We start from the raw sequence: 22608 nt of genomic DNA on the forward strand, positions 1-22608 counted from the left end.
CACGTACGAATCAGGGATGGGCACCGACCAGGGCAAGGACGAAGCAAGGCACCGCGTCTGGGATCTGCTGGAGCAGGAGAATGTCGTTCGAGAGCGCGGTGTCCACGGGCACATCCCTGATTTCATCGGATCGGAGCGCGCGACCGAGCTGCTGACATCGCTGCCGGCCTGGGGTTCTGCGCAGGTCATCAAGGCCAACCCCGATCGGGCGCAGTTGCCTGTTCGCACTCGCGCGCTTCGCGAGGGCAAGCTCGTCTACATGGCCGTCCCGCGGCTCGCGGACGAACACCCGTTCTACGAACTCGACCCTGGTCGGCTGCCTGTTGAGGCCGCTATGAGCAAGACGGCCGAGGCCGTCGCGCCGAAGGTCATGCCGTCCCAGATGCGTCCGGTCGACCTGATCCTGTGCGGCACGGTAGCGGTCAACCACCAGGGCGCCCGCCTCGGCAAGGGGGCCGGATACTCCGACATCGAGTTCGCCCTTGCGCAGGAGGCCGGGCTCGTCGGCCCCGACACGATCATCGTCACCACCGTCCACGACCTCCAGGTCGTGGACGAACACCTACCCGAGGACGAGCACGACTTCCGAGTCGACGTCATCGTCACCCCCACCGAGATCATCCGCTGCGGCCCGTCGCATCGACCATCAGCGCTGTTCTGGGATCATCTCGACTCCAAGAGGATAGCTTCGATTCCCTTTCTCGCTAAACACGCGCGGACTAGGTGTCAGCATGCGGCATCTGAAGGAATTTGACGATGTTGTGCAATGAGGAATGTATCTATCTGGCACGCTGAATAGCTGCCCGATATTTGGCGGCGATTACGAGGGGCTGCAAGATAGGGTTGAGTGGCCACCAATTGTGGACTTTTGAAAGTCAACAATGCACACTGGTCGACGGGACCGGGCGCGGTCCCGAAGAATCGATCGGGGGTGGCCGTAACGGGCAGCGAGGGGGACGGGCCGGTCAAGCTGGAGAGGCGCTCCAGGGCAGGTCAAGGGCGTCGACGAGAGCGAACGATGAGGTTCCGTGTCAGCGACGAAGAGTATGAGCAGATCTGTCGAGCGGCTACCCGGAGAGGGATGGCGTACGGTGCGTTTATCGTACACAATGTCCAACTTGTGATCCGTGATGAGTCTCTCGGTGCTCATGCGGAACTGTACGAGCTGTGTGAGGAGTTGCGGGCAGCGGCACGGCAGGTGAATCGTGTCGGCGTCAACCTCAACCAACTCGCACGGATCGCCAATTCCATGCGGAGCGTGCCCGATGAGTTGTCGGCCGCTGTCGACTATCTGATGCACGTGCTTCGGCGGTTGGAGGCAGTGGCGATCGAAGCAGGACGTCGCCTGCGGTGATCGGGAAAGTTACCCGCGGCCAGGACGTCAAGCCACTGCTCAGCTACCTGTACGGCCCTGGCCGACGTAACGAGCATGTAGATCCGCACCTGGTCGCGGGTTTCCGCATCCCGACCGCCCTGGAAGCCGAGAAGCCCAACGGTGATCCGGACGTCCGGTATCTCGCGGATGTGTTGAGCTCACCGTTGGATACGTTGCGGCATTCCCGGCTGGACCGCCCCGTGTGGCAGTGCTCGATTCGCGCTGCACCCGACGACCGTCGGCTCTCAGACGCGGAGTGGGCGGACATCGCCGAGGAGGTGGTCCATCAGACCGGTTTCGCGCCGCGCGCGGATGACCAGGCATGTCGCTGGGCAGCCGTTCGTCATGCCGACGACCACATTCACATCGTCGTGGTGCTCGCTCGTGAGGACGGACGCAATCCCTCGGTCCGGCGTGACTATCTAAAGGTTCGAACAGCCTGCCAGATCGTGGAGGAACGGTATGGGCTGACCCGTACCGCGCCGGCGGATCAGACGGCGACGCCCCGTCCGACCCGCGCCGAGGTCGAACACGCCCAACGGAAGGGACTGGCCGAGCCGCCGCGCGACACGTTGCGCCGTGCCGTGGTCGCAGCGGCGACCGGTGCGGCATACGAGGCGGAGTTCTTCGCTCTTCTACGAGGCAGCGGCACGATCGTCAAGCAGCGGATCAGCAAGCTGAACCCGGGCGAGGTCACCGGGTATGCGGTCGCTCTGGCGGACCACACCAACCAGGTGGGTGAGCCCGTTTGGTTCTCCGGGGGCAAGCTCGCGCCCGAACTGACTCTGCCGAAGTTGCGTCGGCGCTGGGGTTCCGGATCGAACGGACTGACCTCCGGAAAGCCCGTGTCCCCGGTTCGTAGTCCGGACGGTTTCACCGGAATGCCGACCGAGAGCGGATCGACCCATGCGAGGCGGACTGCGATCGACCATCTCGCGGCCAGAACCGCAGTCGCCGCCTCGCAGCAGATGCGCTGGACCACTGCTCCTCACGTGAGGGCGGACATCGCGGCAGCCGCGTCCGATGTCTTGCACGTGACGGCTGCGATTACGCGCAACCGACATCTCGCCGAGGCCGCAGACTCTTACGCGCGGGCGGCACGTGAACCCCACGGCCACCAGCCGATGCCGACACGGCACGGAAACGCGCTGCGCCTGGCCGGCCGAGCGTTGGCGATGGCATGCCTCGGGCGTCGGCGGGACATCACCGTAGAGCTGGCGGCGCTGCTGGAGATCCTCGCCGACATCGCAGCCGGACTTGCCGAACACCGCCAGGCGCAACGTCGTCATTTCGAGGCCAAAGCCGCCCGTACGGCCTCAGCCTGCCTCCGAGGCGTGAGCCGCTCTGTTTCAGCTGACCAGGTGGCCGGTGCTCGTGTGGTCGCGGACGCGGCGGTGGACCCGGCTCGGCTGGCGGCAACCGACTTTCCCGTGCCGCTTGAGTCTCGGCTCCAAGACCCGCCAACGGTGGCCCCGCCACGACACGGCCCCCCGTATGCGCCAGGTCCGCGTCCCAGTCGAGGTCGGTGAACGACTCGCGGCAGCGACTAAAAGAGGTGCATCCACAATCTGGCATGGATAATCAACAGCATGTGAGCCGACATGGCTCTGACCAGGAAGGAAGTCCGGCATGACGACAACAACTCACATCCACCCTGATGTACGTCCCCGTGCGGAGGAGTACCCGTATGAGCAACGACGACCACGAGCCGATCTCCCCAGCCCGTGACGATGCCGGCACCATTGCCGAGCAACTCGCGCGCGACCTGTATGACGAGGTCAGGCAGAACAACCACGCCACTGGCGGTCTTCCCGATCTGGACGGGGCCGGCACCGTCCGTACGGTCCTGGATGACCTCAGTGTCGCCGCGTACAGCCTTGACCAGACCATCGAGCAGCTCAACGACTTCGTTCTCCACGAGGAAGCGGCCGGTCGTCTGACTCACGGCCACGATGAGCCGACCGTTCGCAACCTCCACGAGTGCGGTCAGGCGCTCGCCATCGCACGCCACCACAGCAGCGGACTGCACGCCGCCCTCAGCGAAGCTCAGAGCGCTATCAACGCCGTCCCCACGGGGGCGTGCGGAGCCGACGTCAAGAGCGCTGCCGAAACTGCCGCCGAGGACTTCCCGGTTCCGCTCGGTGAGGTGTCGTCGGCGTTCCCCAGCCCCGATCGGCCACCACCTCATTCCGCTACCGCAAGCCGTCCCGCCCGGTTGGAGGCTTGAGAGTGGAATCGATGACCAGGGAGGAACTGCTGACCCTGCCGACCACTACGACCGTCGAGGTCGCGGCGCGTGCGTTGGGGCTCGGTCGAACCCGCGCCTACGAACTCGCCAAGCTCGATCGGTTCCCCTGCAAGGTGATCCGCATCGGCGTCAGCTACCGCGTTGTCACCGCGGACCTCCAACGCCTCCTGGATCACCGGCCGACGACCGAACGCTGACGGCGGGCACCTGGCTCTATAGTCCGCTCGACGCGCTGACCTTCAGGTGAAGGGTGGGCTCTGGCCGGAGCCCACCCTTCCCGGCGTCTGAACAGGGGGGTGCTTCTCGATCAGCGGGTGCGGAGGATCCTGTGCCGTCGAGGGAGGGTCGGTGACGCTGGCTCGCGTTCAGTACGAGGGTCGAACGAGGGTCAAACGATCAAGAGGCCGCTTCCCCAAGTGGGAAAACGGCCTCTGACCTGCTGCTACCGGTCGGGGTGGCGGGATTCGAACCCACGACCTCTTCGTCCCGAACGAAGCGCGCTACCAAGCTGCGCTACACCCCGGTGGTGGCTGCCCGGGAGTCGTACGTGCTCCCGGCGCCTTGACCACTTTAGCGGATGCCGGGGAGTGGTGCGTCCCTAATATCCGGTGGGCGCCGGGCGGTGAAGTCGGCGATGGCGCCGGAGAGGGTGACCCGGACGTCGGTGAGGCCGGCGCCGGTCAGCCAGGCGGCCAGGTCGGCGGGGGTTCCCGAGGGACCGAACATGTTGAGGCGGCGCATGACGGCGATGAGGGCGTCGTGGCGGCGGGACGAGCCTCGCGTGACGGTGCTGCCTCGCAGGGTGCCGCCCGGGCGGAGGACCCTGGCCATCTCGGTCACGGCCGCGGGCGGGTCGGGGAGGCAGTGCAGGCCGTTGTAGGTGACGCAGAGGTCGAAGGTCGCGTCCGGGAAGGGGAGGGCGTTGACGTCGGCCTGGACGAGCGTGACGGGGCCGTGGCGGCGGGCCCGGTCCAGCATGACGGGGGAGAGGTCGGCGCCCACGTACCGCAGGCGGCGGGCGGCGGGGACGGCTATGCCGCCGCCGCAGGGCACGTCGAGGACGGTGCAGCCGGCGGGGGCGGTGGCGAGCAGGTCGATGCTCCGCCACAGGCCGCCGGTGTCGTAGCCCCACATGAGGCGGCCGGCGGCCTTGGCGATGCGGCGGTTCTGGACTCCGCGATCGTAGAAGACGGCGTGCAGCCGCTCGGTCTTCCAGCGATCGCGGAGGGAGGTCATCGGGGGACGAGGGTGAGCAGGGACGCCTCGGGCGGGCAGCAGAAGCGTATGGGGGCCGTGGGGGACGTGCCGAGGCCGGCGGAGACGTGCAGCCAGGAGCCCTGGTGGCGATGCAGGCCCTTCACGCGGGGACGGTCGATGCCGCAGTTGGTGGCGAGGGCGCCGTAGAACGGCACGCAGACCTGGCCGCCGTGGGTGTGGCCGGCGAGGAGGAGGTCGTAGCCGTCGGCGGCGAAGCGGTCGAGGTTGCGCGGCTCGGGGGAGTGCATCACGCCGAGGTGCACGTCGGCCTGCGGGTCGACCGGGCCCGCGACCTTGTCGTAGCGGTCGCGGTTGATGTGCGAGTCGTCGATGCCGCCGAACTCGACGTCGAGGTCGCCGACCTTGAGGCGGCCGATCCGGTTGTTGAGGTCGAGCCAGCCCGCGGCCTGGAGGGACGAGGAGAGCTCGCGGTACGGCAGGTCGGGCTCGCGGCGCCGCTTGGTGTAGTCGGACTTGCTGGTGCGCCAGACGTAGCGGAGCGGATTCCTGAAGCGCGGCGAGTAGAGGTCGTTGGACCCGAAGACGAACGCGCCGGGACGGTCGAGCAGCGGGCCGAGGGCGTCCAGGAACGGGCCGATCGCGTCGCGGTGCGAGAGCGAGTCGCCGGTGTTGACGACCAGGTCGGGTTCGAGCGCGTCGAGCGAGCGGACCCAGCGGATCAGGCGCGACCGGCCCGGGGTGAGGTGCGCGTCGGAGATGTGAAGGATCTTCACCGACGGCCGCCCGGGGGGCAGCACGGGCACCTCGAAGCGGCGCAGCCGGAACCAGTTTCGCTCGATGACCGAGGCGTATCCGAAGGTCGCGGCGCCGACGCCCGCGAGGCCCAGTGGTACGGAGTAGATCTTCCGCACGGTTCTCCCTTCAGGACACTGTTCGGACGCCTCCCATGCTCCCAGACAAGCGCGCCGCTGGCCGAATCGCGGGTAATCCCGGTGAGGCCGCAGGGCCCGTAGGGGCATGATGTGACCATGAGTGCCCTGAAGGAGAGACTGGAGACCGACCTCTCGACCGCGATGAAGGCCCGGGACGAGCTGAGGACCCGCACGCTGCGCATGGTCCTGACCGCGGTGAAGACCGAGGAGGTCTCGGGGAAGCGGTCCCGCGAGCTGTCCGACGACGACGTGGTCAAGGTGCTCGCGCGCGAGGCCAAGAAGCGGCGTGAGGCGGCCACCGCGTTCGCCGACGCCGGCCGGACCGAGCAGGCCCAGGCCGAGAAGGACGAGGGCGTGGTGCTCGACGAGTACCTTCCCGCGCAGCTCGGCGAGGCGGAGCTGACCGCGTTGGTGACGGACGCGATCGCCGAGACGGGCGCGGCCGGGCCGCGCGCGATGGGCCAGGTGATGAAGGCCGTCAACCCGAAGGTCGCGGGCCGCGCCGAGGGGGGTCGCGTCGCCGCCGAGGTCAAGCGCCAGCTCGGCGCCTGAGCACCGCCGCTCCGGACGCCGGAGCGAGTCGGGCCGCAGAAGGGCCCGGCACCGGTTCGTACGAACCGGTGCCGGGCCCTTTCCGCGGGACGACCGCCCAGGGGCGGTGCCGGGATCAGTCGCCGTTCTTCTTCCCGTTGCTCAGGAAGATGATCACGGTGGTGCCGGGGCCGGTCTCGGTGCCCGCGTCCGGCGAGGTGCCCGCGACCGTGCCCTTGGGCTTGTCGGACGGGACCTGGCGCGGGGAGACCTTGACCTGGAGGTCGGCGCCCTTGAGCTTGGCCATGGCGGCGCCGAGGGAGTTGCCCTTGACGTCGGGGACCTTGGTGGTGTCGCCGAAGTCCTGGGTGGGACGGGTGAAGCCGGACGCGGGCGTGCCGGCCAGCGCGCTCTGCATGCTCTGCTGCCACATGGCGCCGGGGGTGTCGGCGCCGAAGACGCCGTAGACCTTGTACTTCCAGGGGCCGCGGAAGTCCCAGTAGGCGGTGGCCGCGGCCATGGTGGGGGTGTGCCCGGCGAAGACCGCGCAGGTGTGCTCCTCGCAGGTGCCGGTCTTGGCGGCGGCGGGGCGGCCGATGCCGCGGCCCTTGGCGGTGCCCTGGGTGAGCACGCCCTGGAGGATCGAGTTGACCTTGTCGGCGACCGGCTCGTCGACGGCCTGGTGGCAGTCCTGCTTGGGCAGCTTGAGCTTCTTGCCGTCGGGGTCGGTGACCTCGGTGACCGACACGGGCGCGCAGTACTTGCCGCGGGCGGCGAAGCCGGCGTAGGCGGCGGCCAGGTGCACCATGTCGATGTCGTTGGTGCCGAGGACCTGGGACGGGATGGGGGCCAGCGCATTGCCGTCGGCGCGCTTCATGCCGAACTTCTCGGCCATCTTCACCGCGTTGCACACGCCGACCCGCTTCTCGAGCTGGGCGTAGAAGGTGTTGACCGAATGCCAGGTGCCGGTCTTCAGGTTGAAGTTGCCGGCCTCGCTGTCGCCCGCGTTGGACACCGAGGGCCACGAGCCGCCGCCGGCCATCTCGTTGTCGTACTTCTTGCCGTCGAAGAAGCCGGTGTACTTGCACGGCTGGTAGCCGGAGACGCCCATGGTCTGCGGCGAGTTGATCGAGGTGCTGACCGGGACGCCCTGGTTGAGGGCGGCGGCGAGGGTGAACACCTTGAACGTCGAGCCCGCGGACACGCCCGTGCCGCCGCCGTGGGCGGAGTCGGCGGCGAGGTTGATGGTGGTCTGCCGCTTGCCCGGGCCGAACCGCTTGCTCACCCCGAGGGCGCGGACCTTGCCGGTGCCCGGCTCGACCATCGCCTCGGCGCCGACGCGGTTGCCGGACGGCGGGACGTGCCCGCGCAGCGACCTGTCGACGGCCTTCTGGGTCTTCATGTCGAGCGTGGTGCGGACGATGTAGCCGCCCCGGTTGAGCTTGTTGACGACGTTCTCGCGCTCCTTGGGCTTGAGCGACCAGTACTTGCCGTCGGACAGGATGTTGAGCAGGTCGTACTTCACGTACTCGCAGAAGTACGGCGCGTCGCTGGTCTCGCAGCCGCCGACCGGGTCGGTGCGGTTCAGCGCGATGGGCTTGGCGGCGGCGTCGTCGGCCTGCTTCTTGGTGATGTGCCCGAGCTGGAGCATCCGGTAGATGACGACGTCGCGGCGGTGGCGCGCGTCCTTGGGGTTGCGGATCGGGTCGAACGCGGTCGGGTTCTGCGTGATGCCGGCCAGCAGCGCGGCCTGCTCCAGGTTGAGCTTGTTGGCGGGCTTGCTGAAGTAGCGCTTGGCGGCGGCCTGCACGCCGTATGCGCCGGCGCTGAAGTAGGCGACGTTGAGGTAGCCCTGGAGGATCTCGTCCTTGGTCATCCGCTGCTCGACGTCGAGCGCGTAGCGCAGCTCGCGGAGCTTGCGGCCGACCGTGGGGGCGGTGACCTCGGCGTACTCGGCCTCGGTCGTGGCGCTGTCGACCAGCATGTTCTTCACGTACTGCTGGGTCAGGGTCGAGCCGCCCTGCGTCTGCTCGGACTCCACGTTCGAGGCGAGCGCGCGGACCGTGCCCTTCATGTCGAGCGCGCCGTGCTGGTAGAACCGCGAGTCCTCGATGTCGACGATCGCCTGCCGCATGATGGGCGCGATCTGGTCGAGGCGCACCGACTCGCGGTACTTGTCGAAGAACGAGGCGACCTGCTTGCCGTTCGCGTCGTACACCACCGTCCGCTCGGACGGCGACGCGGTGCTCATCCGGCTGTCCATGTTCTCGAAGTTGTTGGCGGCGTCGCGCGCGGTCAGTCCCGCGCTCCCGACGCCGGGCAACGCGATGAACGCGACCAGCACACCCGCGACGACACCTGCCCCCAGCAGCCGGAACAGCGTGGAGAAGGCCCTACCCCGATCATCATTCGCATCGCGCACGGGGTCTAGGGTACGCGGGACGACCAGTGCGTTCGGGACAGGTTCGTCGTAGTTCCTCCGCTTGTTGCCGTGATCGGCCTGCCGTCTGACCGCGGCCCGCATGCCGCCTGGCCGTCGCCTGGACGTCGTCCGCACGGCTCCGGCCGAGGTCAGGGCACGATCGGGCGACGGCGGGGGTGCGGCCGGGGCCCGGTCGGGCGGCGCCCGCGGGTGCTTGGAACGGACATTCATCCGATCCGTACCCTTCACGACAACCGTCATGGTGTCTGGGCCGTCAACTACAGGTAACTAGTCCGTTCCGGCGGTATGGCCCCGGTGGGCTATATCGAGAATGGGCCCAACGGGGGCTGTTGAATCGTGCCTCGCTTCCGTAAGTTCTTCCCCACGGCTTTCGTTTGGCGGCCTGACGTCCGCGCCCGTCATGGCCAAGGAGCGCAAATCGACACAGACCCTAGGGGAGTGGGGCCAAGATGTGGATCACGGATTGGACCGCCCGCGCCGCCTGCCGTAACGCGGATCCAGATGCCCTGTTCGTGCAGGGGGCGGCACAGAACCGAGCCAAGCTCATCTGTCGTGGCTGCCCGGTGCGGACCGAGTGTCTCGCCGACGCTCTCGACAACAGGATCGAGTTCGGAGTGTGGGGCGGGATGACCGAGCGGGAGCGTCGAGCCCTGCTGCGGCGGCGGCCGGACGTGCAATCGTGGCGCGAACTGCTGGAGACCGCCAAGGAGGAGTATGAGAAGTCGGTCGACGTCGACGAGAGTGAACTCGTCGCCAGCTGACCGGCGCTCCGGGCGGACATGGGTCCGTAGGTGGACCCGTCCGGCATAGGTTCGAAGAGCGCAACAGCGACTGTGGGCCCGTACCCCTTCCGGGGTGCGGGCCCGCTGTCGTGCCGGGGGCCGGATGGGGCCTATTTCGGGCGAATCATTACGGTCATTTACGTCGTCCGAAATAGGGTGTGGCCGGATCCGGCCACGCGTCCTCCGTTTAGCTGCAAGTCATCTCTTGTCCGGACATTTCTCCGGACGGCGCGGTCGCCTGACGGGCCCTCGGCGCGGTCGGCCGAGGCCCAGGTGGTTCGACGCTCGGATGGCGCGGGACGCAGGGTCAGGCGGCGACGGTGGTGTGGTCGGCGGCGGCGAGGTCCGCACCGACCCGGCGCAGCCCGTCGAGGTCGTGGACGTCCTCGGCCTGGGCCGGGACGGCGGTCACCGGGACCGTGGGGTGCGTGGACGCGAAGTGGTCGCGCAGCCGTTCCTCGCGCGCGGCGAGCTGCATGCGGCCGGTGTGCAGGCGCAGCAGGGCAGCGGTCAGCGGGTGCTCGCCGTGCTCCTCCAGGTTCTCGGCGGCGGCCTGGCTGCGCGCGGCGGACAGGCCGTCGGCGGCCGATTCGTGCACCCGGTTGACGACCAGGCCCGCGAGCGGCATCCGCTCGTCGGCGAGGCGCTCGACGAAGTAGGACGCCTCGCGCAGGGCGTCGGGCTCGGGGGCGGCCACCACCAGGAACGCGGTGCCGGGCGTCTGGAGGAGCTGGAAGGTCTTGTCGGCGCGTTCCCGGAAGCCGCCGAACATCGTGTCGAACGCCGCCACGAACGTCTGCACGTCGCGCAGGAGCTGGACGCCGAGGACCTTGTTGATGACGCCGGTGAACATGCCGAACCCGGCGCTGATCACCTTCACCCCGAACCGGCCGCCGGTCTTGGCCGGTGCGGCGAGGATCTTCATGAAGCGGCCGTCGAGGAAGCGGCCCATCCGCTCGGGCGCGTCCAGGAAGTCCAGCGCGTTCCGGGACGGCGGGGTGTCGACGATGATCAGGTCCCAGGCGCCGGAGCGGTGCAGCTGCCCGAGCTTCTCCATCGCCATGTACTCCTGCGTGCCCGACAGGCTGGAGGACAGCGACTGGTAGAAGGGGTTGGCCAGGATCTGCTTGGCCCGGTCCGGGTCGGCGTGCGCCTCGACGATCTCGTCGAAGGTCCGCTTCATGTCGAGCATCATGGCGTGCAGCTCGCCGTCGCCGTCGACCTCGATCCGGCGCGGATTGTTGTCGAGCTCCGACAGCCCCATCGACTGCGCGAGCCGGCGGGCCGGGTCGACGGTCAGCACCACCACGTCCCGGCCCCGCTCGGCGGCGCGGACGCCGAGCGCGGCGGCGGTGGTGGTCTTGCCGACGCCGCCGGACCCGCAGCACACGATGATCTTGGTGCGCGGGTCGTCGATCAGGGCGTCGACGTCCAGGGCGGGCGGGGTCTTGCCGGTCGGGCTCATCTCAGTCTCCCGTTCGGGGGCCGGGGCGGGCTCCGGCGGGGCCGGGCGGCGACGGGTCGCGGGGTCATGCGGCGCCCTGGTCGCGGAGCGCCGCCGCCAGGTCGTACAGGCCGGCCAGGTCCATGCCGTCGGCCAGCATCGGTAGCGTGTAGCGCGGCCGGTCGACCGCGGCCAGGCGCTCCTTCTCGCGGCGCTGGAGCGCGGTGCGGCGGGCGTGCTCGGCGGCCTCGACGGCGAGGTGGGCGGCGATCGCGTCGGCGCCGTGCTCGAGCCCGGCGGCCTTCACCCCGCGGACGATCTCCTCGACGTCCAGGGTGCCGCCGGCCGCGGCGGCGAGGCCGTCCTCGTCCAGCACCGGCCGGTGCTCCATGTTGACGATCACGCCGCCGACCGGGAGGCCGACCTCGGTGAGGTCGTGCACGCCGTCCATCGTCTCCTGGACCGGCATCTCCTCCAGCAGCGTGACGAAGTGCACGGCGGTCTCGGGGCTGCGCACGACCTTCATCACGGTGTCGGCGTGGTTGCGGACCGGGCCGACCTTGGCGAGGCCGGAGACCTCGTCGTTGACGTTCAGGAACTTGGTGATGCGGCCGGTCGGCGGGGCGTCCATCACGACCGCGTCGTAGATGAACGAGCCGTCCTTCTCCTTGCGCCGCACCGACTCGCTGGTCTTGCCGGTGAGGATCACGTCGCGCAGGCCCGGCGCGATGGTGGTCACGAAGTCGACGACGCCGAGCTTGGACATCGCCTTGCCGGCCCGTTTGAGGTTGTAGAACATCTCGAGGTACTCGATGAGCGCCTCTTCGGTGTCGATCGCGAGCGCGTAGACCTCGCCGCCGTCCGGGGCGACCGCGACCCTGCGCTCCTCGTAGGGGAGCGGCGGGCAGTCGAAGAGCTGCGCGATGCCCTGCCGTCCCTCGACCTCGACCAGCAGCACCTTGCGCCCGCCGGCGGCGAGCGCCAGGGCGAGGGCGGCCGCGACGGTGGTCTTGCCGGTCCCACCCTTACCCGTGACGACATGGAGGCGTACGCCGTCCCAGTCGGTGTCTCTCGCGCTCACCCGATCGACCATATCGTTCACTCGGCAAGGACTTCAGAGGGCGCCCGCGCTCATGCAAGTGATTCCTGACACGGTGCCGTCCATGCTGGGGAAACAACTCGCCGGGCCGTTGTTTCGGGCCTGCCCGCGAGGTTAAGTGAGAAACGTGAACCGGTCCACGGGCCGGATCGCCCGGACCGGCTGGTCCGAGCTCAGCTCACCCGAAAGGTGGCCGTGATGCTTGCGGCAATCCTCATCATCGTGGTGGTCCTCGTGGTGGTCGGCCTGACCGGCCTCGCGGCGTCCATCCGGGTCGTGCAGCAGTTCGAGCACGGCATCGTCTTCCGCTTCGGCCAGGTGCAGCGGGGCGGGCAGCTCCGGCCGGGCGCGGTCCGGTCCCCGGGCCTGACCGGGATCATCCCGATCGCCGAGCGGATGCAAAAAGTCAACCAGCAGACGGTCACGATGAACGTCCCGGGCCAGGAGGGCATCACCCAGGACAACGTGAGCGTCCGCGTCGACGCCGTCGTGTACTTCCGGGTCATCGATCCGGTGAAGGCGATCGTCAACGTGCAGAACTACGGGTACGCGGTCTCGCAGATCGGGCAGACCTCGCTGCGGTCGGTGATCGGCCAGACCGACATGCAGGAGCTGCTCGGCGAGCGCGAGAAGATCAACACGCGGCTGCGCGGGATCATGGACGAGATCACCGACAGCCCGTGGGGCATCCGGATCGAGCGGGTGGAGATCAAGGACGTCTCGCTGCCGGAGGGGATGAAGCGCTCGATGGCCCGGCAGGCCGAGGCCGAGCGGGAGCGCCGCGCCCGCATCATCACCGCGGACGGCGAGTTCCAGGCGTCCAAGCGGCTCGCCGCCGCCGCGGAGATCATGTCGGAGGACCCGGCCGCCCTCCAGCTCCGGCTGCTCCAGACCGTGGTCGAAGTCGCGGGAGAGAAGAACAGCACGCTGGTCATGCCGCTGCCGGTCGAGATCCTGCGGTTCTTCGACCGCGCGGCCGGGGGCAACGAGGCCGAGCAGACGCAGAAGAAGGAGAAGAAGAGCGACCTCGGCGAGCGGCTCGCCAAGGCAGAGGAGGACCTGGCCAGGTCGGCCGGCGAGCAGGGCCCCTTGGACCCGGCGAAGGACGTCCCGCCGGTGATCGGCCTCGACCAGCCCGCGCGGGGGCGGCTCGACGAGGCCGCCGAGGCGCCGGGCGTGGAGACCGGGGAGGGAGACGAGCGGCGCGGCATCACCGAGGGCACGACCCGTCCCGACGAGCCCGACGATCGGCCTCCGTCCGCCTGACCGGCCTCCGTCCGGTAGACCGCCGTCCGTCGACCGGCCTCCGGCTGCTTGAGCGCCGTCCCGCGGCGGGGTCAAGCCGGGTGCGCCGGCAGGGTGAGCCGGCGCACGCCGGGGAACGCGGCGGTGCCGAGGCAGGCACCGCCGACCAGGACCGCCGAGACCATCAGCGGCACGCCGGGCCCCCAGTGGGCGGCGGCCCAGGGGGCCAGGGTGTAGCCGAGGGGCGCCGCGGCCAGCGACAGCAGCCAGTCGTAGGAGGTGACGCGGGCGAGCGCGTGCTCGGGGATGCTGGCCTGGACGACGGTCTCCCAGATCGGGCTGAGGACGCCGAGTCCCGCCAGCGCCAGGCCGTACGCGCCGATGACCAGCGGGGCGGGCGCGGCGACGGCCAGCAGGGCGAGCGGCAGCGCGTAGGTGGCCAGGCCGAGGTTCGCGACCAGCACGGGGTGCCGCGGCCGGATCCGGGCGGCGATCAGCGAGCCGACCAGCAGGCCCGCCGCGCCGGCCTGGAGGGTCGCGATCCAGGCCCCCTCGCCGCCGAGCCGGTCGACCGCGATCAGGGGACCGAGCGTGAGCAGCACCCCGGCCGCCCCGTTCCACACCGAGTGCGCGATCAGGCTCGACCAGTACCAGTCGCGTGCGCGCACCTCCGCCCATCCCTCGGCGAGGTCGGCGCGCACCGAGCGGCGCGGGAGCGGCACGTGCGGGACGTGGAGCAGCGCCAGCAGGGCGGCGCTCAGGGCGAACGAGGCCGAGTCGAGCACGAACGTCCAGCCGGGTCCGACGGTCAGCACGAACGTCCCGGCGAGCGCGGGGCCGGCGAGCCGGGTGGCGCCGTTGGCCATGCTCAGCAGCGCGTTGGCCCGCTGCCGGTCCGTGGCCGCGACCGACCCGTTGACCAGCGGGGAGATGGTCGGAGTCTGGAACGCCGACGCGGTGCCGCCGATCACCTGCGCCACCGCGAGGTGCCACAGCCGCGGTTCCCCGCCGAGCAGTTCGAGGCCGGCGAAGAGCTGGGCCCCGCAACCGATGAGGTCGGTGCCGAGCGCGACCGTCCGGGCGTTGAACCGGTCGGCCACGACGCCGCCGATCGGCAGCAGGACCAGCCTCGGCACCATTGCGCAGCCGAGGACCAGGGCGAGGGCCGAGGCGGAGCCGGTCGCGCGCACCACCGCCAGCGCGAGCGCCGCCGGGACGGCGGCGTCGCCGGTCATGGACAGGACGCGGGCGGCGAAGAGCAGCCGGAAGCGGCGCCCACGCAGGGGATGGGCCATGCCGAGAAAATACTTCGCCAAAGAACTATTCGTCAACGAATTATTTTGGGTGATGGACGTTGCCCGGAGCCGTACGATCCGTGTATGGAGCACCGCGAGGGGCCGCCGCGCGACCGGACGGACGAGCACATCGACCGCTGGCTGCCCCTGCTGCCGGGCCTCGATCCCGAAGTCGAGGCCGTGGTCACCCGGGTCGGGTACCTGGCCGGCCACCTGCGCCGCGTCAAGGTGCGGACGCTCGCTGACCTCGGCCTGCAACGGCACGAGTTCGAAACGCTGCACGTGCTCGCGGGCCGCGGCAGGCGCGCCGTCCCGTCCGAGATCGCCGCCGATCTCGGCATGGCGGCGAACTCGGTCACCGGACGGCTGGACGCGCTGGAGCGGCGCGGGTTCGTCCGGCGGCGGCCCTCGGGCACCGACCGGCGGCGCGTCGACGTCGAGCTCACCGACGAAGGCTGGAGCGCCTGGCTCGGGGCGATGGACGTCGTCGGGGTCGAGGAGAACCGGCTGCTCGGCGCGCTGACCGCCGAGGAGCGCAGGCAGCTCGCCGGGCTCCTGCGCCGGGTCCTGCTCCGCGCGGAGGGTCCGCCGCCCGCCGCTGAGTGACCGTGGACCTCCGGCGGCTGATCTCCGCCCGTTGTCGGCGGGCATCTCACCCCACATCACCACGAACTCCCGTGCCGCGTTCCGACACGGCGTGCGGATGAGGGGAACTCCCTGGTCACGGGGGTGGGTTGTCAGGGAGAATTCCCCGGTGCCGCCCGCCCGTTCCGGAACAGCAGGGGCCCGGAGGGGGTTGTTCCGGGTGCGTACGAGATCCGGAGGTGAGCCAGCCATGACGATGATGACCGCGGCACAGCGCCGCGAGGGCGATGCGGAGGCGTACGACACCTTCACGGGGACGTGTCTGGCGCATCGGCTGCTGGCCGGCGTCGCGGCCACGCCGACCTCGCTGGTCCTGTTCGCACTGGCCGGCGGGACGCTCCGCCACGCCGAACTCGGCCGGGTGCTGCCCGACCTCGCCGCGACGACGCTCGCCCAAGCGCTGCGCGCCCTGGAGCGGGACGGCTTCATCGGACGCGGCGTGGCAGCGACCGTGCCGGTGCAGTCCGAGTACACGCTCACGCTGCTCGGCGAACGGCTCATCCCGCTGCTCAACGCCGTGAAGGACTGGGCCGAGCACAACATCGGCGAGATCCACGCGGCCCGCGAGCGGTACGACGCGGACGAGGGCGTCGACGAGCCCGTCCCGGACCTGGCCGCGAGCTAGCACGGGCCCGAGGTCCGTCCGTCCGGGGGATCGTGAGGTCCACTGCCAGAAGTCGGGACGGTGCCAGCCCGAACGTGGTGCGGGAGCGGGCGTCATAGGCTGACCCGCATGAAGAAGTTCGAATACGCGACCGTTCCGCTGCTGGTGCACGCGACCAAGCAGATCCTCGATAACTGGGGCCAGGACGGGTGGGAGCTCGTCACCGTGATGCCCGGTCCGAACCCCGAGAACCTCGTCGCGTACTTCAAGCGCGAGCTCGACGGCCAGTAGGCGATGCGCGGCGTCCGCCCCGCGTCCTCGGGGCGGACGCGGGCGCCGCGACGCAGGCGCGACGCAGGCGCGGGTGCGAGCGTGGACGGTGGTCGGGGCGTGAGCGCCCTATGACAAGCTGAACCGAGTATTTGGACGCGCTCTTCATGCGGCGCGTCCCGGCGGGTCGTCGAAGGAGAAAACGGACATGAGCACGCCCGAGGAACGCATCACTGAGCTCGGCCTGGAACTGCCGGACGTCGTCCCGCCGGTGGCCTCGTACGTGCCGACGGCGCGTACCGGGTCGCTGGTCTACACGTCCGGGCAGGTCCCGATGGTCAAGGGCGAGCTGGCCGTCAGCGGCAAGGTGGGCGCCGAGGTCACCGCCGAGGTGGCCAAGGACCAGGCGCGGATCTGCGCGCTGAACGCCGTCGCCGCGCTCAAGGCCGAGGTCGGGGAGCTGTCCCGGGTGGTGCGGATCGTCAAGGTCGTCGGGTTCGTGGCCAGCGCGCCCGACTTCCACGGGCAGCCGCAGGTGATCAACGGGGCCAGCGACCTGCTCGGCGACATCTTCGGCGAGGCGGGCCGGCACGCGCGCAGCGCGGTGGGCGTCGCGGCGCTGCCGCTTGACGCGTCCGTCGAGGTGGAGCTCATCGCCGAGGTCTCCTGAGCGCGCCCGCGAGCGTGGTCTCCCGAGCCTGGCCGGGAGGCCGTCGCCGGGCCGTCGCGGGGCAGTCGCCGGGGCCGTTGTCGGGTTTGTCCGCGGAGGCCGTACCTTGACGGAACGGCATTCGGTATGTCCGAATGGGCAGCCATGAGGATCACATGCTGGGACCGGCGATGGTGAACGGGCTGCGGCTCCCCGCCGAGCTGCGGGAGCGGATCGAGGGCATCAACGCCGGCACCCTGCCCCCCGCCCCGGCACGGCACGCGGCGACGGTCGTGGTGCTGCGCGACCACGCCGAGCACGGACTCCAGGCGTTCATGCTCCGGCGGGTCGCGTCGATGGCGTTCGCCCCTGGCGCGTACGTCTTTCCCGGCGGATCGGTCGATCCGCGCGACGGCGAGGCGGCGCTCGGCTGGTCCGGGCCGTCGCCGTCCGACTGGGGCAAGGCGTTCAACGCCGACGAGACGCTCGCGCGCGAGCTGGTGTGCGCGGCGGTGCGTGAGACGTTCGAGGAGACCCTCGTGCTGCTCGCGGGCCCGTCCGGCGACTCGGTGGTGGGCGACACCCGCGGGGACGACTGGGAGGTCGACCGGCAGGCGCTGCTGGACCGGTCCCGGTCGTTCGGCGGGTTCCTCGACCGGCGCGGGCTGGTGCTCCGTTCCGACCTGCTGCGCCCTTGGGCGCACTGGATCACCCCGGCGGTCGAGCCCAAGCGGTACGACACCCGGTTCTTCGTCGCGGCGATGCCGCAGGGGCAGCGCGCCCGCGACGTGAGCACCGAGGCCGACCGGGTGGCCTGGGTCAGTCCCGCCGAGGCCGCGCGGCGCGGACGGGACGGCGAGTGGATCATGCTGCCCCCGACCCTGGCGACGCTCGCCGAACTGGCCGAGTACGAGACGGTGGCCGAGGTCCTGGCCGCGCCCCGCGAGATCGTGATGCACGAGCCCACCACCGAGATCGTCGACGGCGAGCCCTACCTCGTCCTGCCCGAGAGCGCCGCGCGGCACTACCGGCTCGGGTGACCCGCGGATGCCCTTGCGCCGCCTGGCCCGGCACGCGGACCCGCTGTCCCGGGTCCTGGTGCGTCGGCTGGCGGGAACGTCCGCGCTGCGGCATCTGGACCGCCTCGGCTGGAACCCGGTCCGGCACCCCGATCGGGCCTCGGGCAGGATGGGTGAAATGAGCGAGATCGACGGGATGGGGACGGAAAGGGCGACCTGTGTGCTGGCGCCCAACCCGTCCATGATGACGCTGGACGGCACCAACACCTGGATCATCGCCGAGCCGGGCTCGGACGAGGCCGTGGTCGTCGACCCGGGACCCAAGGACGGCAAGCACCTCAAGCGGGTCGCGGACCTCGTCGCGGCCCAGGGCCGGAGGGTCGGGCTCGTCCTGCTCACGCACGGCCACCCCGACCATTCGGCGGGCGCGGAGCGGTTCGCCGAGCTGGCCGGCGGCCCGGTGCGGGTGCGCGCGCTGGACCCCCGGTACCGCCTCGGCGACGAGGGCCTCGCCGAGGGCGACGTGATCACCACCGGGGGCCTCGAACTGCGGGTCATGGAGACCCCGGGGCACTCCGACGACTCGCTGACCTTCTGGCTCCCGGCCGACGGCGCGGTGCTCACCGGCGACACCGTCCTCGGATACGGCACCACCGTGCTGGAGGGCAGGCTCGGCGACTACATGAGCTCCCTGGACCGGCTGCGGACCTTCTCGGCGGAGGTCGGCGCGGCCACGATCCTGCCGGGCCACGGCCCCAAGCTGGACGATCCGCTCGCCGCGCTCGACCACTACATCGACCACCGCCGCGAGCGCCTGGCCCAGGTGGAGGCCGCCGTGGCCGCGGGCGCCCGCACGGCCCGCCAGGTGGTCGAGAGCGTCTACGCCGACGTCGACAAGACCCTGTGGCCGGCCGCCGAGTGGTCCGTGCAGTCACAGCTGGACTACCTCAACGAACGCCGCTGATGTGCGGACGCCGCTGATGTACGGACGCTACTGCCCCTCGGCGGCGGCCCGCCGCGCGGTCACGGTAGGTGGAGCGTGACCGTGCGGCCGGTCGTCACTTGGAGCGCTTGCGGAGCCGGTCGATGTCCAGGATGACCACGGCCCGCGCCTCGATCCGCAGCCAGTTGCGCTGCGCGAAGTCGGCCAGGGCCTTGTTGACCGTCTCCCGGGAGGCGCCGACGAGCTGCGCCAGCTCCTCCTGGGTGAGGTCGTGGTGGACGTGCAGCCCGGCCTCGGACGGCTGGCCGAACCGTTCGGCCAGGTCGAGCAGGGCCTTGGCGACCCGTCCGGGCACGTCGGTGAAGACCAGGTCGGCCATCACGTCGTTGGTCTTGCGCAGCCGCTGGGCCAGCGCGCGCAGCAGCTGCACCGCGACCTCCGGATGCCCGGTCAGCCAGGGCCGCAGGTCGTCGTGGCCGAGGCCGGCGAGCCGGCACTCGGTCACCGCGATCGCGCTGGCGGTGCGGGGCCGCGGGTCGAACAGCGACAGCTCGCCGAACATCTCGCTCGGGCCGAGCACGCTCAGCAGGTTCTCCCTGCCGTCCGGCGCGGTCCGGGTCAGCTTGATCTTGCCTTCGAGGACGACGTACAGCCGGTCGCCCGTCTCCCCCTCGTTGAAGAGCGTCTGACCGCGGGCGAGCCGCACCTCGGTCACGTTGGCGCGCAGCGCCTTGGCGCCCTGCTCGTCGAGTGCCTCGAACAGCGGGGCTCTGCTCAGAACATCCACGTCGCGGTCGGTCACGCTTCTCCTCCTCGAACACCTACATGCATAGTGTGACGTACGTCCCACCGCGTACGTGAAGGTAGGGTCACGGCGCGCCGAAACGGGGGACCGAGCACGTACCCTTGCCCTCGTGCCTCGCAACGGTAGTCCCGCCCCCGCGGCGGCGCCCCGCAAGCCCCGGGTCGAGACGCGGCTCGCCCTCGTCCGCCGGGCCCGGCGGATCGATCGCGAGCTCGCCGCGCTCTACCCCGACGCCCACTGCGAGCTGGACTTCACGAATCCACTCGAACTGCTGGTCGCCACGATCCTGTCCGCCCAGTGTACGGACCGTCGGGTGAATGCCGTCACACCGGCTCTCTTCGCCCGTTATCGGACGGCCGAGGACTACGCCGCCGCCGACCGGGAAGAACTCGAGAAGCTGATCCAGTCGACCGGCTTCTTCCGCAACAAGGCCAACAGCATCATGAAGCTGGGACACGAGCTGAGCGAGCATCACGGCGGTGCCGTGCCGCCTCGGCTGAAGGACCTGGTCACCCTGCCCGGGGTGGGCCGCAAGACCGCCAACGTGGTGCTCGGGAACGCCTTCGATGTGCCCGGGATCACCGTCGACACCCATTTCGGGCGGCTGGTGCGCCGCTTCGGCTGGACGGTCGACACCGACCCGGTCAAGGTCGAGAAGCAGGTCGCCGAGCTGATCCCGCGCAAGGACTGGACGATGCTGTCGCATCGGCTGATCTGGCACGGCCGCCGCGTCTGCCATGCCCGCCGCCCCGCCTGCGGCGCCTGCGCGCTCGCCCGGCTGTGCCCGGCGTTCGGGGAGGGCCCGACCGACGAGGCGACCGCCCGCGCGCTGGTGAAGGAAGGGCCGTTCTCCTGAACGGGCCCGAGCAGGCCCGGAACCGTCCGGGAACGACTCCGGGGGCGGCTCGGGCGGGGGTCCGGGGAAGGCGCCGGGGAAGGTTCCGGGCATGCGAAGGGTTGGGAGAAGCGTGACCGACACTTCAACGTCCTGCCCTTCGTGGCTCGACCGATTCCGCGCCGAGGCGCCGCGGATGCAGGTCCCGCCCATGCTGCGGCCGACGTCGGGGGGACGTGCGGCGGCGGTGCTGATCCTCTTCGGCGAGGGCGCGAACGGCCCCGACGTCCTGCTGACCGAACGGGCGGCGACGCTCAGCAACCATGCGGGCCAGCCCGCGTTCCCGGGCGGACGCATCGACCCCGGCGACACCGGACCCGTGGCCGCCGCGCTGCGCGAGGCGTCCGAGGAGGCGGGTGTCGAACCGTCCGGCGTCGAGGTCCTGGCCACGCTCCCGGAGCTGTACCTGTCCCACAGCGAGCACCGCGTCACCCCGGTCGCCGGCTGGTGGCGCGAGCCGTCCGACATCGCCCCGGGCCATCCGGGCGAGGTCGCGACCGTGGCCCGCGTGCCGATCGCCGAACTGGTCGATCCGGCCAACCGGCTGACCGTCCGGCACCCGTCCGGCGTGCGCTTCGGCCCCGCGTTTCGGGTCCGCGGGATGCTCGTGTGGGGATTCACCGCCGGTCTGCTCGCCCAGGTGCTGGACGCGGGCGGCTGGAACCGGCCTTGGGACACCGAGCGCGTCGAGAGCCTCCCGCCCGAAGCCGTGAAACCCGCCGCCCGCGGCTGAGCCTCCCGGTCCGAGCCCCGCGTCTGCGTTTCGCATCGGCGCCCGCGTTCCCGTTCGCGTCCGTGTCCGCGTGGTGCGGCGGCCCGTACGGCGTGGTCGGCGGATGATCTCATGCCCGGACACGTACGGTGGCGGGTCCGCATCGCCCCACACGGCGATCGTGCGGCGCCCAATCTGGTCCGGCGAGGGGACGTGAACAGCGCCCTCCGGGCTATACGGTGAAGCGGTGTTGGCCGACCACTATCTCGACCTGATCCTCCTCGGGCTCATCGTGCTGTTCGGCGTCTCGGGCTACCGGCAGGGCTTCATCGTGAGCCTGCTGAGCTTCGTGGGCTTCGTCGGCGGCGGCGTGCTGGGCGTGATCATCGCTCCGCACATCGCCGAGGCCGCGGTCAACGGTGCCGCGCAGCAGGCGCTGCTGGCGATCGTGATCGCCTTCCTCGCCGCCACGCTCGGGCAGCTCATCGCCTCGTCGGTCGGCGCCGTGCTGCGCAACCACGTCACCGGCAACAGCGCGCGGGCGGTGGACGCGGCGGGCGGGGCCGTGGTGAGCGCGCTGTCGCTGCTGATCGTCGCCTGGTTCTTCGGCACCCTGGTCGCGCACTCGGAGTTCAAACCGGTGCGCACCCAGGTCAGCAGCTCCTCGATCATCAACGGCGTCAACGACGTAATGCCGGGCCAGGCGCAGACCTGGTTCGCCTCGTTCAAGAGCTTCGTCTCCAGCAGCGAGTTCCCGCAGGTCTTCAACGGTCTCGGCGGTGAGTCGGTGACCCAGGTGCCGCCGCCCGACGACCGGATCCTCAACACCGAGGCGCTCCGCGCGGCCAGACGCAGCATCGTCAAGGTGGTCAGCACGGCCCCGCAGTGCCAGCGCAAGATCGAGGGGACCGGGTTCGTGTTCGCGCCCGAGCGCGTCATGACCAACGCGCACGTCGTGGCGGGCGCCACCGGCACGTCCCAGATCGAGTCGCTGAGCGGTGCCACCGACCGGGGCCGGGTCGTGCTGTACGACCCCAAGCGCGACATCGCCATCCTGCACGTGCCGGGGCTGCGCGCCGCGCCGCTCAAGTTCGCCGGGCCCGCCCGGGTCCGGGACGACGCGATCATCGCCGGGTTCCCCAAGAACCACCCGTTCACCGCGGGCGCCGCCCGGATCCGCGCCCGGCAGACCGCCAAGGGCCCCGACATCTACCACTCGGGCCAGGTCACCCGTGAGATCTACGCCATCCGCGGCACGGTCGAGCCCGGCAACTCCGGCGGCCCGCTGCTCGCGTCCGACGGCAGGGTCTACGGTGTGATCTTCGCCGCGGCGCTGGACACCGCGGCCACGGGCTATGCCCTCACCGCCCAAGAGGTCGCGCCGGACGCGCGCGCGGGACTGACCGCCACCGCCCCTGTCGAGACCCAGCGATGCTCCGACTGAGTCTTCTAGG

General features: G+C 70.5%; 24 protein-coding genes and 1 tRNA gene. 17 read left to right on the top strand and 8 right to left on the bottom strand.

What is annotated here, in order from left to right; all coding sequences use genetic code 11:
* Nucleotides 1-16: 16 nt before the first annotated feature.
* The 5 genes from OHA34_RS24310 (at nt 17) to OHA34_RS24330 (ending at nt 3820) form a co-directional block, all read left to right on the top strand.
* On the top strand, nt 17-754 hold the full coding sequence (locus tag OHA34_RS24310) for a 5-formyltetrahydrofolate cyclo-ligase (protein ID WP_329519005.1): 738 nt from the start codon (nt 17-19) through the stop codon (nt 752-754).
* Nucleotides 755-1120: 366 nt separating this feature from the next.
* Nucleotides 1121-1354, top strand: coding sequence for a plasmid mobilization relaxosome protein MobC (gene mobC, locus OHA34_RS24315; protein WP_329519006.1), 234 nt, complete (start codon nt 1121-1123; stop codon nt 1352-1354).
* On the top strand, nt 1351-2904 hold the full coding sequence (locus tag OHA34_RS24320) for a relaxase/mobilization nuclease domain-containing protein (RefSeq protein WP_329519007.1): 1554 nt from the start codon (nt 1351-1353) through the stop codon (nt 2902-2904). The genes mobC and OHA34_RS24320 overlap by 4 nt, the downstream gene beginning before the upstream one ends.
* 158 nt (nt 2905-3062) lie before the next feature.
* On the top strand, nt 3063-3602 hold the full coding sequence (locus OHA34_RS24325; protein WP_329519008.1) for a hypothetical protein: 540 nt from the start codon (nt 3063-3065) through the stop codon (nt 3600-3602).
* Between the two features lie 11 nt (nt 3603-3613).
* A complete protein-coding gene (locus OHA34_RS24330; protein WP_329519009.1) occupies nt 3614-3820 on the top strand; it encodes a DNA-binding protein in 207 nt (68 codons plus the stop codon).
* A 252-nt stretch (nt 3821-4072) separates the two neighbouring features.
* On the opposite strand, the gene OHA34_RS24335 is transcribed toward OHA34_RS24330, so the two are convergent.
* The 3 genes from OHA34_RS24335 to OHA34_RS24345 all read right to left on the bottom strand — a co-directional run bounded on the left by OHA34_RS24335 (nt 4073) and on the right by OHA34_RS24345 (nt 5752).
* Nucleotides 4073-4146 (bottom strand) — tRNA-Pro (locus tag OHA34_RS24335).
* Between the two features lie 47 nt (nt 4147-4193).
* Nucleotides 4194-4859 carry a class I SAM-dependent methyltransferase gene (locus OHA34_RS24340; protein WP_329519010.1) on the bottom strand — a complete coding sequence of 222 codons (666 nt, stop codon included), beginning with the start codon at nt 4857-4859 and terminating at the stop codon, nt 4194-4196.
* Entirely contained in the window at nt 4856-5752 is an 897-nt protein-coding gene (locus OHA34_RS24345; RefSeq protein ID WP_285939378.1) for a metallophosphoesterase, read from the bottom strand. Before OHA34_RS24345 ends, OHA34_RS24340 begins: the two co-directional genes overlap by 4 nt.
* Nucleotides 5753-5869: 117 nt before the next feature.
* On the opposite strand from OHA34_RS24345, the gene OHA34_RS24350 reads away from it, so the two are divergent.
* Entirely contained in the window at nt 5870-6325 is a 456-nt protein-coding gene (locus OHA34_RS24350; protein ID WP_285939377.1) for a GatB/YqeY domain-containing protein, read from the top strand.
* Nucleotides 6326-6440: 115 nt separating this feature from the next.
* On the opposite strand, the gene OHA34_RS24355 is transcribed toward OHA34_RS24350, so the two are convergent.
* Nucleotides 6441-8726 (bottom strand): penicillin-binding protein, encoded by a 2286-nt coding sequence (locus OHA34_RS24355; RefSeq protein WP_285939376.1) that lies wholly within the window; start codon nt 8724-8726, stop codon nt 6441-6443.
* 470 nt (nt 8727-9196) lie between these two features.
* Between OHA34_RS24355 and OHA34_RS24360 the strand changes: the two genes are divergently transcribed.
* The gene (locus OHA34_RS24360) at nt 9197-9508 is read left to right on the top strand and encodes a WhiB family transcriptional regulator (protein ID WP_285939375.1); all 312 of its coding nucleotides are present in this window, start codon (nt 9197-9199) and stop codon (nt 9506-9508) included.
* A gap of 328 nt (nt 9509-9836) precedes the next feature.
* Here OHA34_RS24360 and OHA34_RS24365 read toward each other — a convergent pair whose 3' ends face one another.
* Together OHA34_RS24365 and OHA34_RS24370 are read right to left on the bottom strand one after the other, a co-directional pair.
* Entirely contained in the window at nt 9837-10994 is a 1158-nt protein-coding gene (locus OHA34_RS24365; protein ID WP_285939374.1) for an ArsA family ATPase, read from the bottom strand.
* Nucleotides 10995-11058: 64 nt separating this feature from the next.
* Nucleotides 11059-12054, bottom strand: coding sequence for an ArsA-related P-loop ATPase (locus OHA34_RS24370; RefSeq protein ID WP_285939373.1), 996 nt, complete (start codon nt 12052-12054; stop codon nt 11059-11061).
* A 216-nt stretch (nt 12055-12270) separates the two neighbouring features.
* Between OHA34_RS24370 and OHA34_RS24375 the strand changes: the two genes are divergently transcribed.
* Nucleotides 12271-13338, top strand: coding sequence for a slipin family protein (locus OHA34_RS24375; RefSeq protein ID WP_285939372.1), 1068 nt, complete (start codon nt 12271-12273; stop codon nt 13336-13338).
* A 71-nt stretch (nt 13339-13409) separates the two neighbouring features.
* Here OHA34_RS24375 and OHA34_RS24380 read toward each other — a convergent pair whose 3' ends face one another.
* The gene (locus tag OHA34_RS24380; RefSeq protein ID WP_329519011.1) at nt 13410-14612 is read right to left on the bottom strand and encodes an MFS transporter; all 1203 of its coding nucleotides are present in this window, start codon (nt 14610-14612) and stop codon (nt 13410-13412) included.
* 84 nt (nt 14613-14696) lie between these two features.
* Between OHA34_RS24380 and OHA34_RS24385 the strand changes: the two genes are divergently transcribed.
* The 6 genes from OHA34_RS24385 (at nt 14697) to OHA34_RS24410 (ending at nt 18763) form a co-directional block, all read left to right on the top strand.
* Nucleotides 14697-15218, top strand: coding sequence for a MarR family winged helix-turn-helix transcriptional regulator (locus tag OHA34_RS24385; protein ID WP_329519012.1), 522 nt, complete (start codon nt 14697-14699; stop codon nt 15216-15218).
* 229 nt (nt 15219-15447) lie between these two features.
* Entirely contained in the window at nt 15448-15882 is a 435-nt protein-coding gene (locus tag OHA34_RS24390) for a winged helix-turn-helix transcriptional regulator (protein WP_285939369.1), read from the top strand.
* A gap of 108 nt (nt 15883-15990) precedes the next feature.
* On the top strand, nt 15991-16152 hold the full coding sequence (locus tag OHA34_RS24395) for a DUF4177 domain-containing protein (protein ID WP_285939368.1): 162 nt from the start codon (nt 15991-15993) through the stop codon (nt 16150-16152).
* A 187-nt stretch (nt 16153-16339) separates the two neighbouring features.
* Nucleotides 16340-16801 (top strand): RidA family protein, encoded by a 462-nt coding sequence (locus OHA34_RS24400; RefSeq protein ID WP_285939367.1) that lies wholly within the window; start codon nt 16340-16342, stop codon nt 16799-16801.
* Nucleotides 16802-16956: 155 nt separating this feature from the next.
* A complete protein-coding gene (locus tag OHA34_RS24405) occupies nt 16957-17820 on the top strand; it encodes an NUDIX hydrolase (RefSeq protein ID WP_329519013.1) in 864 nt (287 codons plus the stop codon).
* Between the two features lie 7 nt (nt 17821-17827).
* Nucleotides 17828-18763: an MBL fold metallo-hydrolase gene (locus tag OHA34_RS24410; RefSeq protein WP_329519014.1), complete on the top strand. Its 936-nt coding sequence runs from the start codon at nt 17828-17830 to the stop codon at nt 18761-18763.
* Between the two features lie 94 nt (nt 18764-18857).
* Here the strand turns inward: OHA34_RS24410 and OHA34_RS24415 are convergent, their stop codons facing one another.
* The gene (locus tag OHA34_RS24415; protein WP_067450375.1) at nt 18858-19544 is read right to left on the bottom strand and encodes a Crp/Fnr family transcriptional regulator; all 687 of its coding nucleotides are present in this window, start codon (nt 19542-19544) and stop codon (nt 18858-18860) included.
* A 112-nt stretch (nt 19545-19656) separates the two neighbouring features.
* Between OHA34_RS24415 and nth the strand changes: the two genes are divergently transcribed.
* The 3 genes from nth (at nt 19657) to OHA34_RS24430 (ending at nt 22598) form a co-directional block, all read left to right on the top strand.
* Complete coding sequence (nth, locus tag OHA34_RS24420; RefSeq protein ID WP_285939363.1) at nt 19657-20403, top strand: endonuclease III; 747 nt, start codon at nt 19657-19659, stop codon at nt 20401-20403.
* 175 nt (nt 20404-20578) lie between these two features.
* Nucleotides 20579-21175, top strand: coding sequence for an NUDIX hydrolase (locus OHA34_RS24425; protein ID WP_285940080.1), 597 nt, complete (start codon nt 20579-20581; stop codon nt 21173-21175).
* Between the two features lie 226 nt (nt 21176-21401).
* Nucleotides 21402-22598 carry a MarP family serine protease gene (locus tag OHA34_RS24430; protein ID WP_285939362.1) on the top strand — a complete coding sequence of 399 codons (1197 nt, stop codon included), beginning with the start codon at nt 21402-21404 and terminating at the stop codon, nt 22596-22598.
* Nucleotides 22599-22608: the final 10 nt, after the last annotated feature.

Source organism: Spirillospora sp. NBC_01491 (assembly GCF_036227065.1).
GTDB classification, from domain to species: domain Bacteria; phylum Actinomycetota; class Actinomycetes; order Streptosporangiales; family Streptosporangiaceae; genus Spirillospora; species Spirillospora xylanilytica.

What these genes read in the sequence shown, in the direction of transcription:
- OHA34_RS24365 (WP_285939374.1), bottom strand. Translation starts at nt 10,994, where the DNA reads ATGAGCCCGACCGGCAAGACCCCGCCCGCCCTGGACGTCGACGCCCTG.
- OHA34_RS24410 (WP_329519014.1), top strand. Translation starts at nt 17,828, where the DNA reads ATGCCCTTGCGCCGCCTGGCCCGGCACGCGGACCCGCTGTCCCGGGTC.
- OHA34_RS24385 (WP_329519012.1), top strand. Translation starts at nt 14,697, where the DNA reads ATGGAGCACCGCGAGGGGCCGCCGCGCGACCGGACGGACGAGCACATC.
- OHA34_RS24405 (WP_329519013.1), top strand. Translation starts at nt 16,957, where the DNA reads ATGCTGGGACCGGCGATGGTGAACGGGCTGCGGCTCCCCGCCGAGCTG.
- OHA34_RS24375 (WP_285939372.1), top strand. Translation starts at nt 12,271, where the DNA reads ATGCTTGCGGCAATCCTCATCATCGTGGTGGTCCTCGTGGTGGTCGGC.
- OHA34_RS24380 (WP_329519011.1), bottom strand. Translation starts at nt 14,612, where the DNA reads ATGGCCCATCCCCTGCGTGGGCGCCGCTTCCGGCTGCTCTTCGCCGCC.
- OHA34_RS24340 (WP_329519010.1), bottom strand. Translation starts at nt 4,859, where the DNA reads ATGACCTCCCTCCGCGATCGCTGGAAGACCGAGCGGCTGCACGCCGTC.
- OHA34_RS24390 (WP_285939369.1), top strand. Translation starts at nt 15,448, where the DNA reads ATGACGATGATGACCGCGGCACAGCGCCGCGAGGGCGATGCGGAGGCG.
- OHA34_RS24325 (WP_329519008.1), top strand. Translation starts at nt 3,063, where the DNA reads ATGAGCAACGACGACCACGAGCCGATCTCCCCAGCCCGTGACGATGCC.
- OHA34_RS24330 (WP_329519009.1), top strand. Translation starts at nt 3,614, where the DNA reads ATGACCAGGGAGGAACTGCTGACCCTGCCGACCACTACGACCGTCGAG.
- OHA34_RS24425 (WP_285940080.1), top strand. Translation starts at nt 20,579, where the DNA reads ATGCAGGTCCCGCCCATGCTGCGGCCGACGTCGGGGGGACGTGCGGCG.
- OHA34_RS24395 (WP_285939368.1), top strand. Translation starts at nt 15,991, where the DNA reads ATGAAGAAGTTCGAATACGCGACCGTTCCGCTGCTGGTGCACGCGACC.
- OHA34_RS24310 (WP_329519005.1), top strand. Translation starts at nt 17, where the DNA reads ATGGGCACCGACCAGGGCAAGGACGAAGCAAGGCACCGCGTCTGGGAT.
- OHA34_RS24350 (WP_285939377.1), top strand. Translation starts at nt 5,870, where the DNA reads ATGAGTGCCCTGAAGGAGAGACTGGAGACCGACCTCTCGACCGCGATG.
- OHA34_RS24400 (WP_285939367.1), top strand. Translation starts at nt 16,340, where the DNA reads ATGAGCACGCCCGAGGAACGCATCACTGAGCTCGGCCTGGAACTGCCG.
- OHA34_RS24360 (WP_285939375.1), top strand. Translation starts at nt 9,197, where the DNA reads ATGTGGATCACGGATTGGACCGCCCGCGCCGCCTGCCGTAACGCGGAT.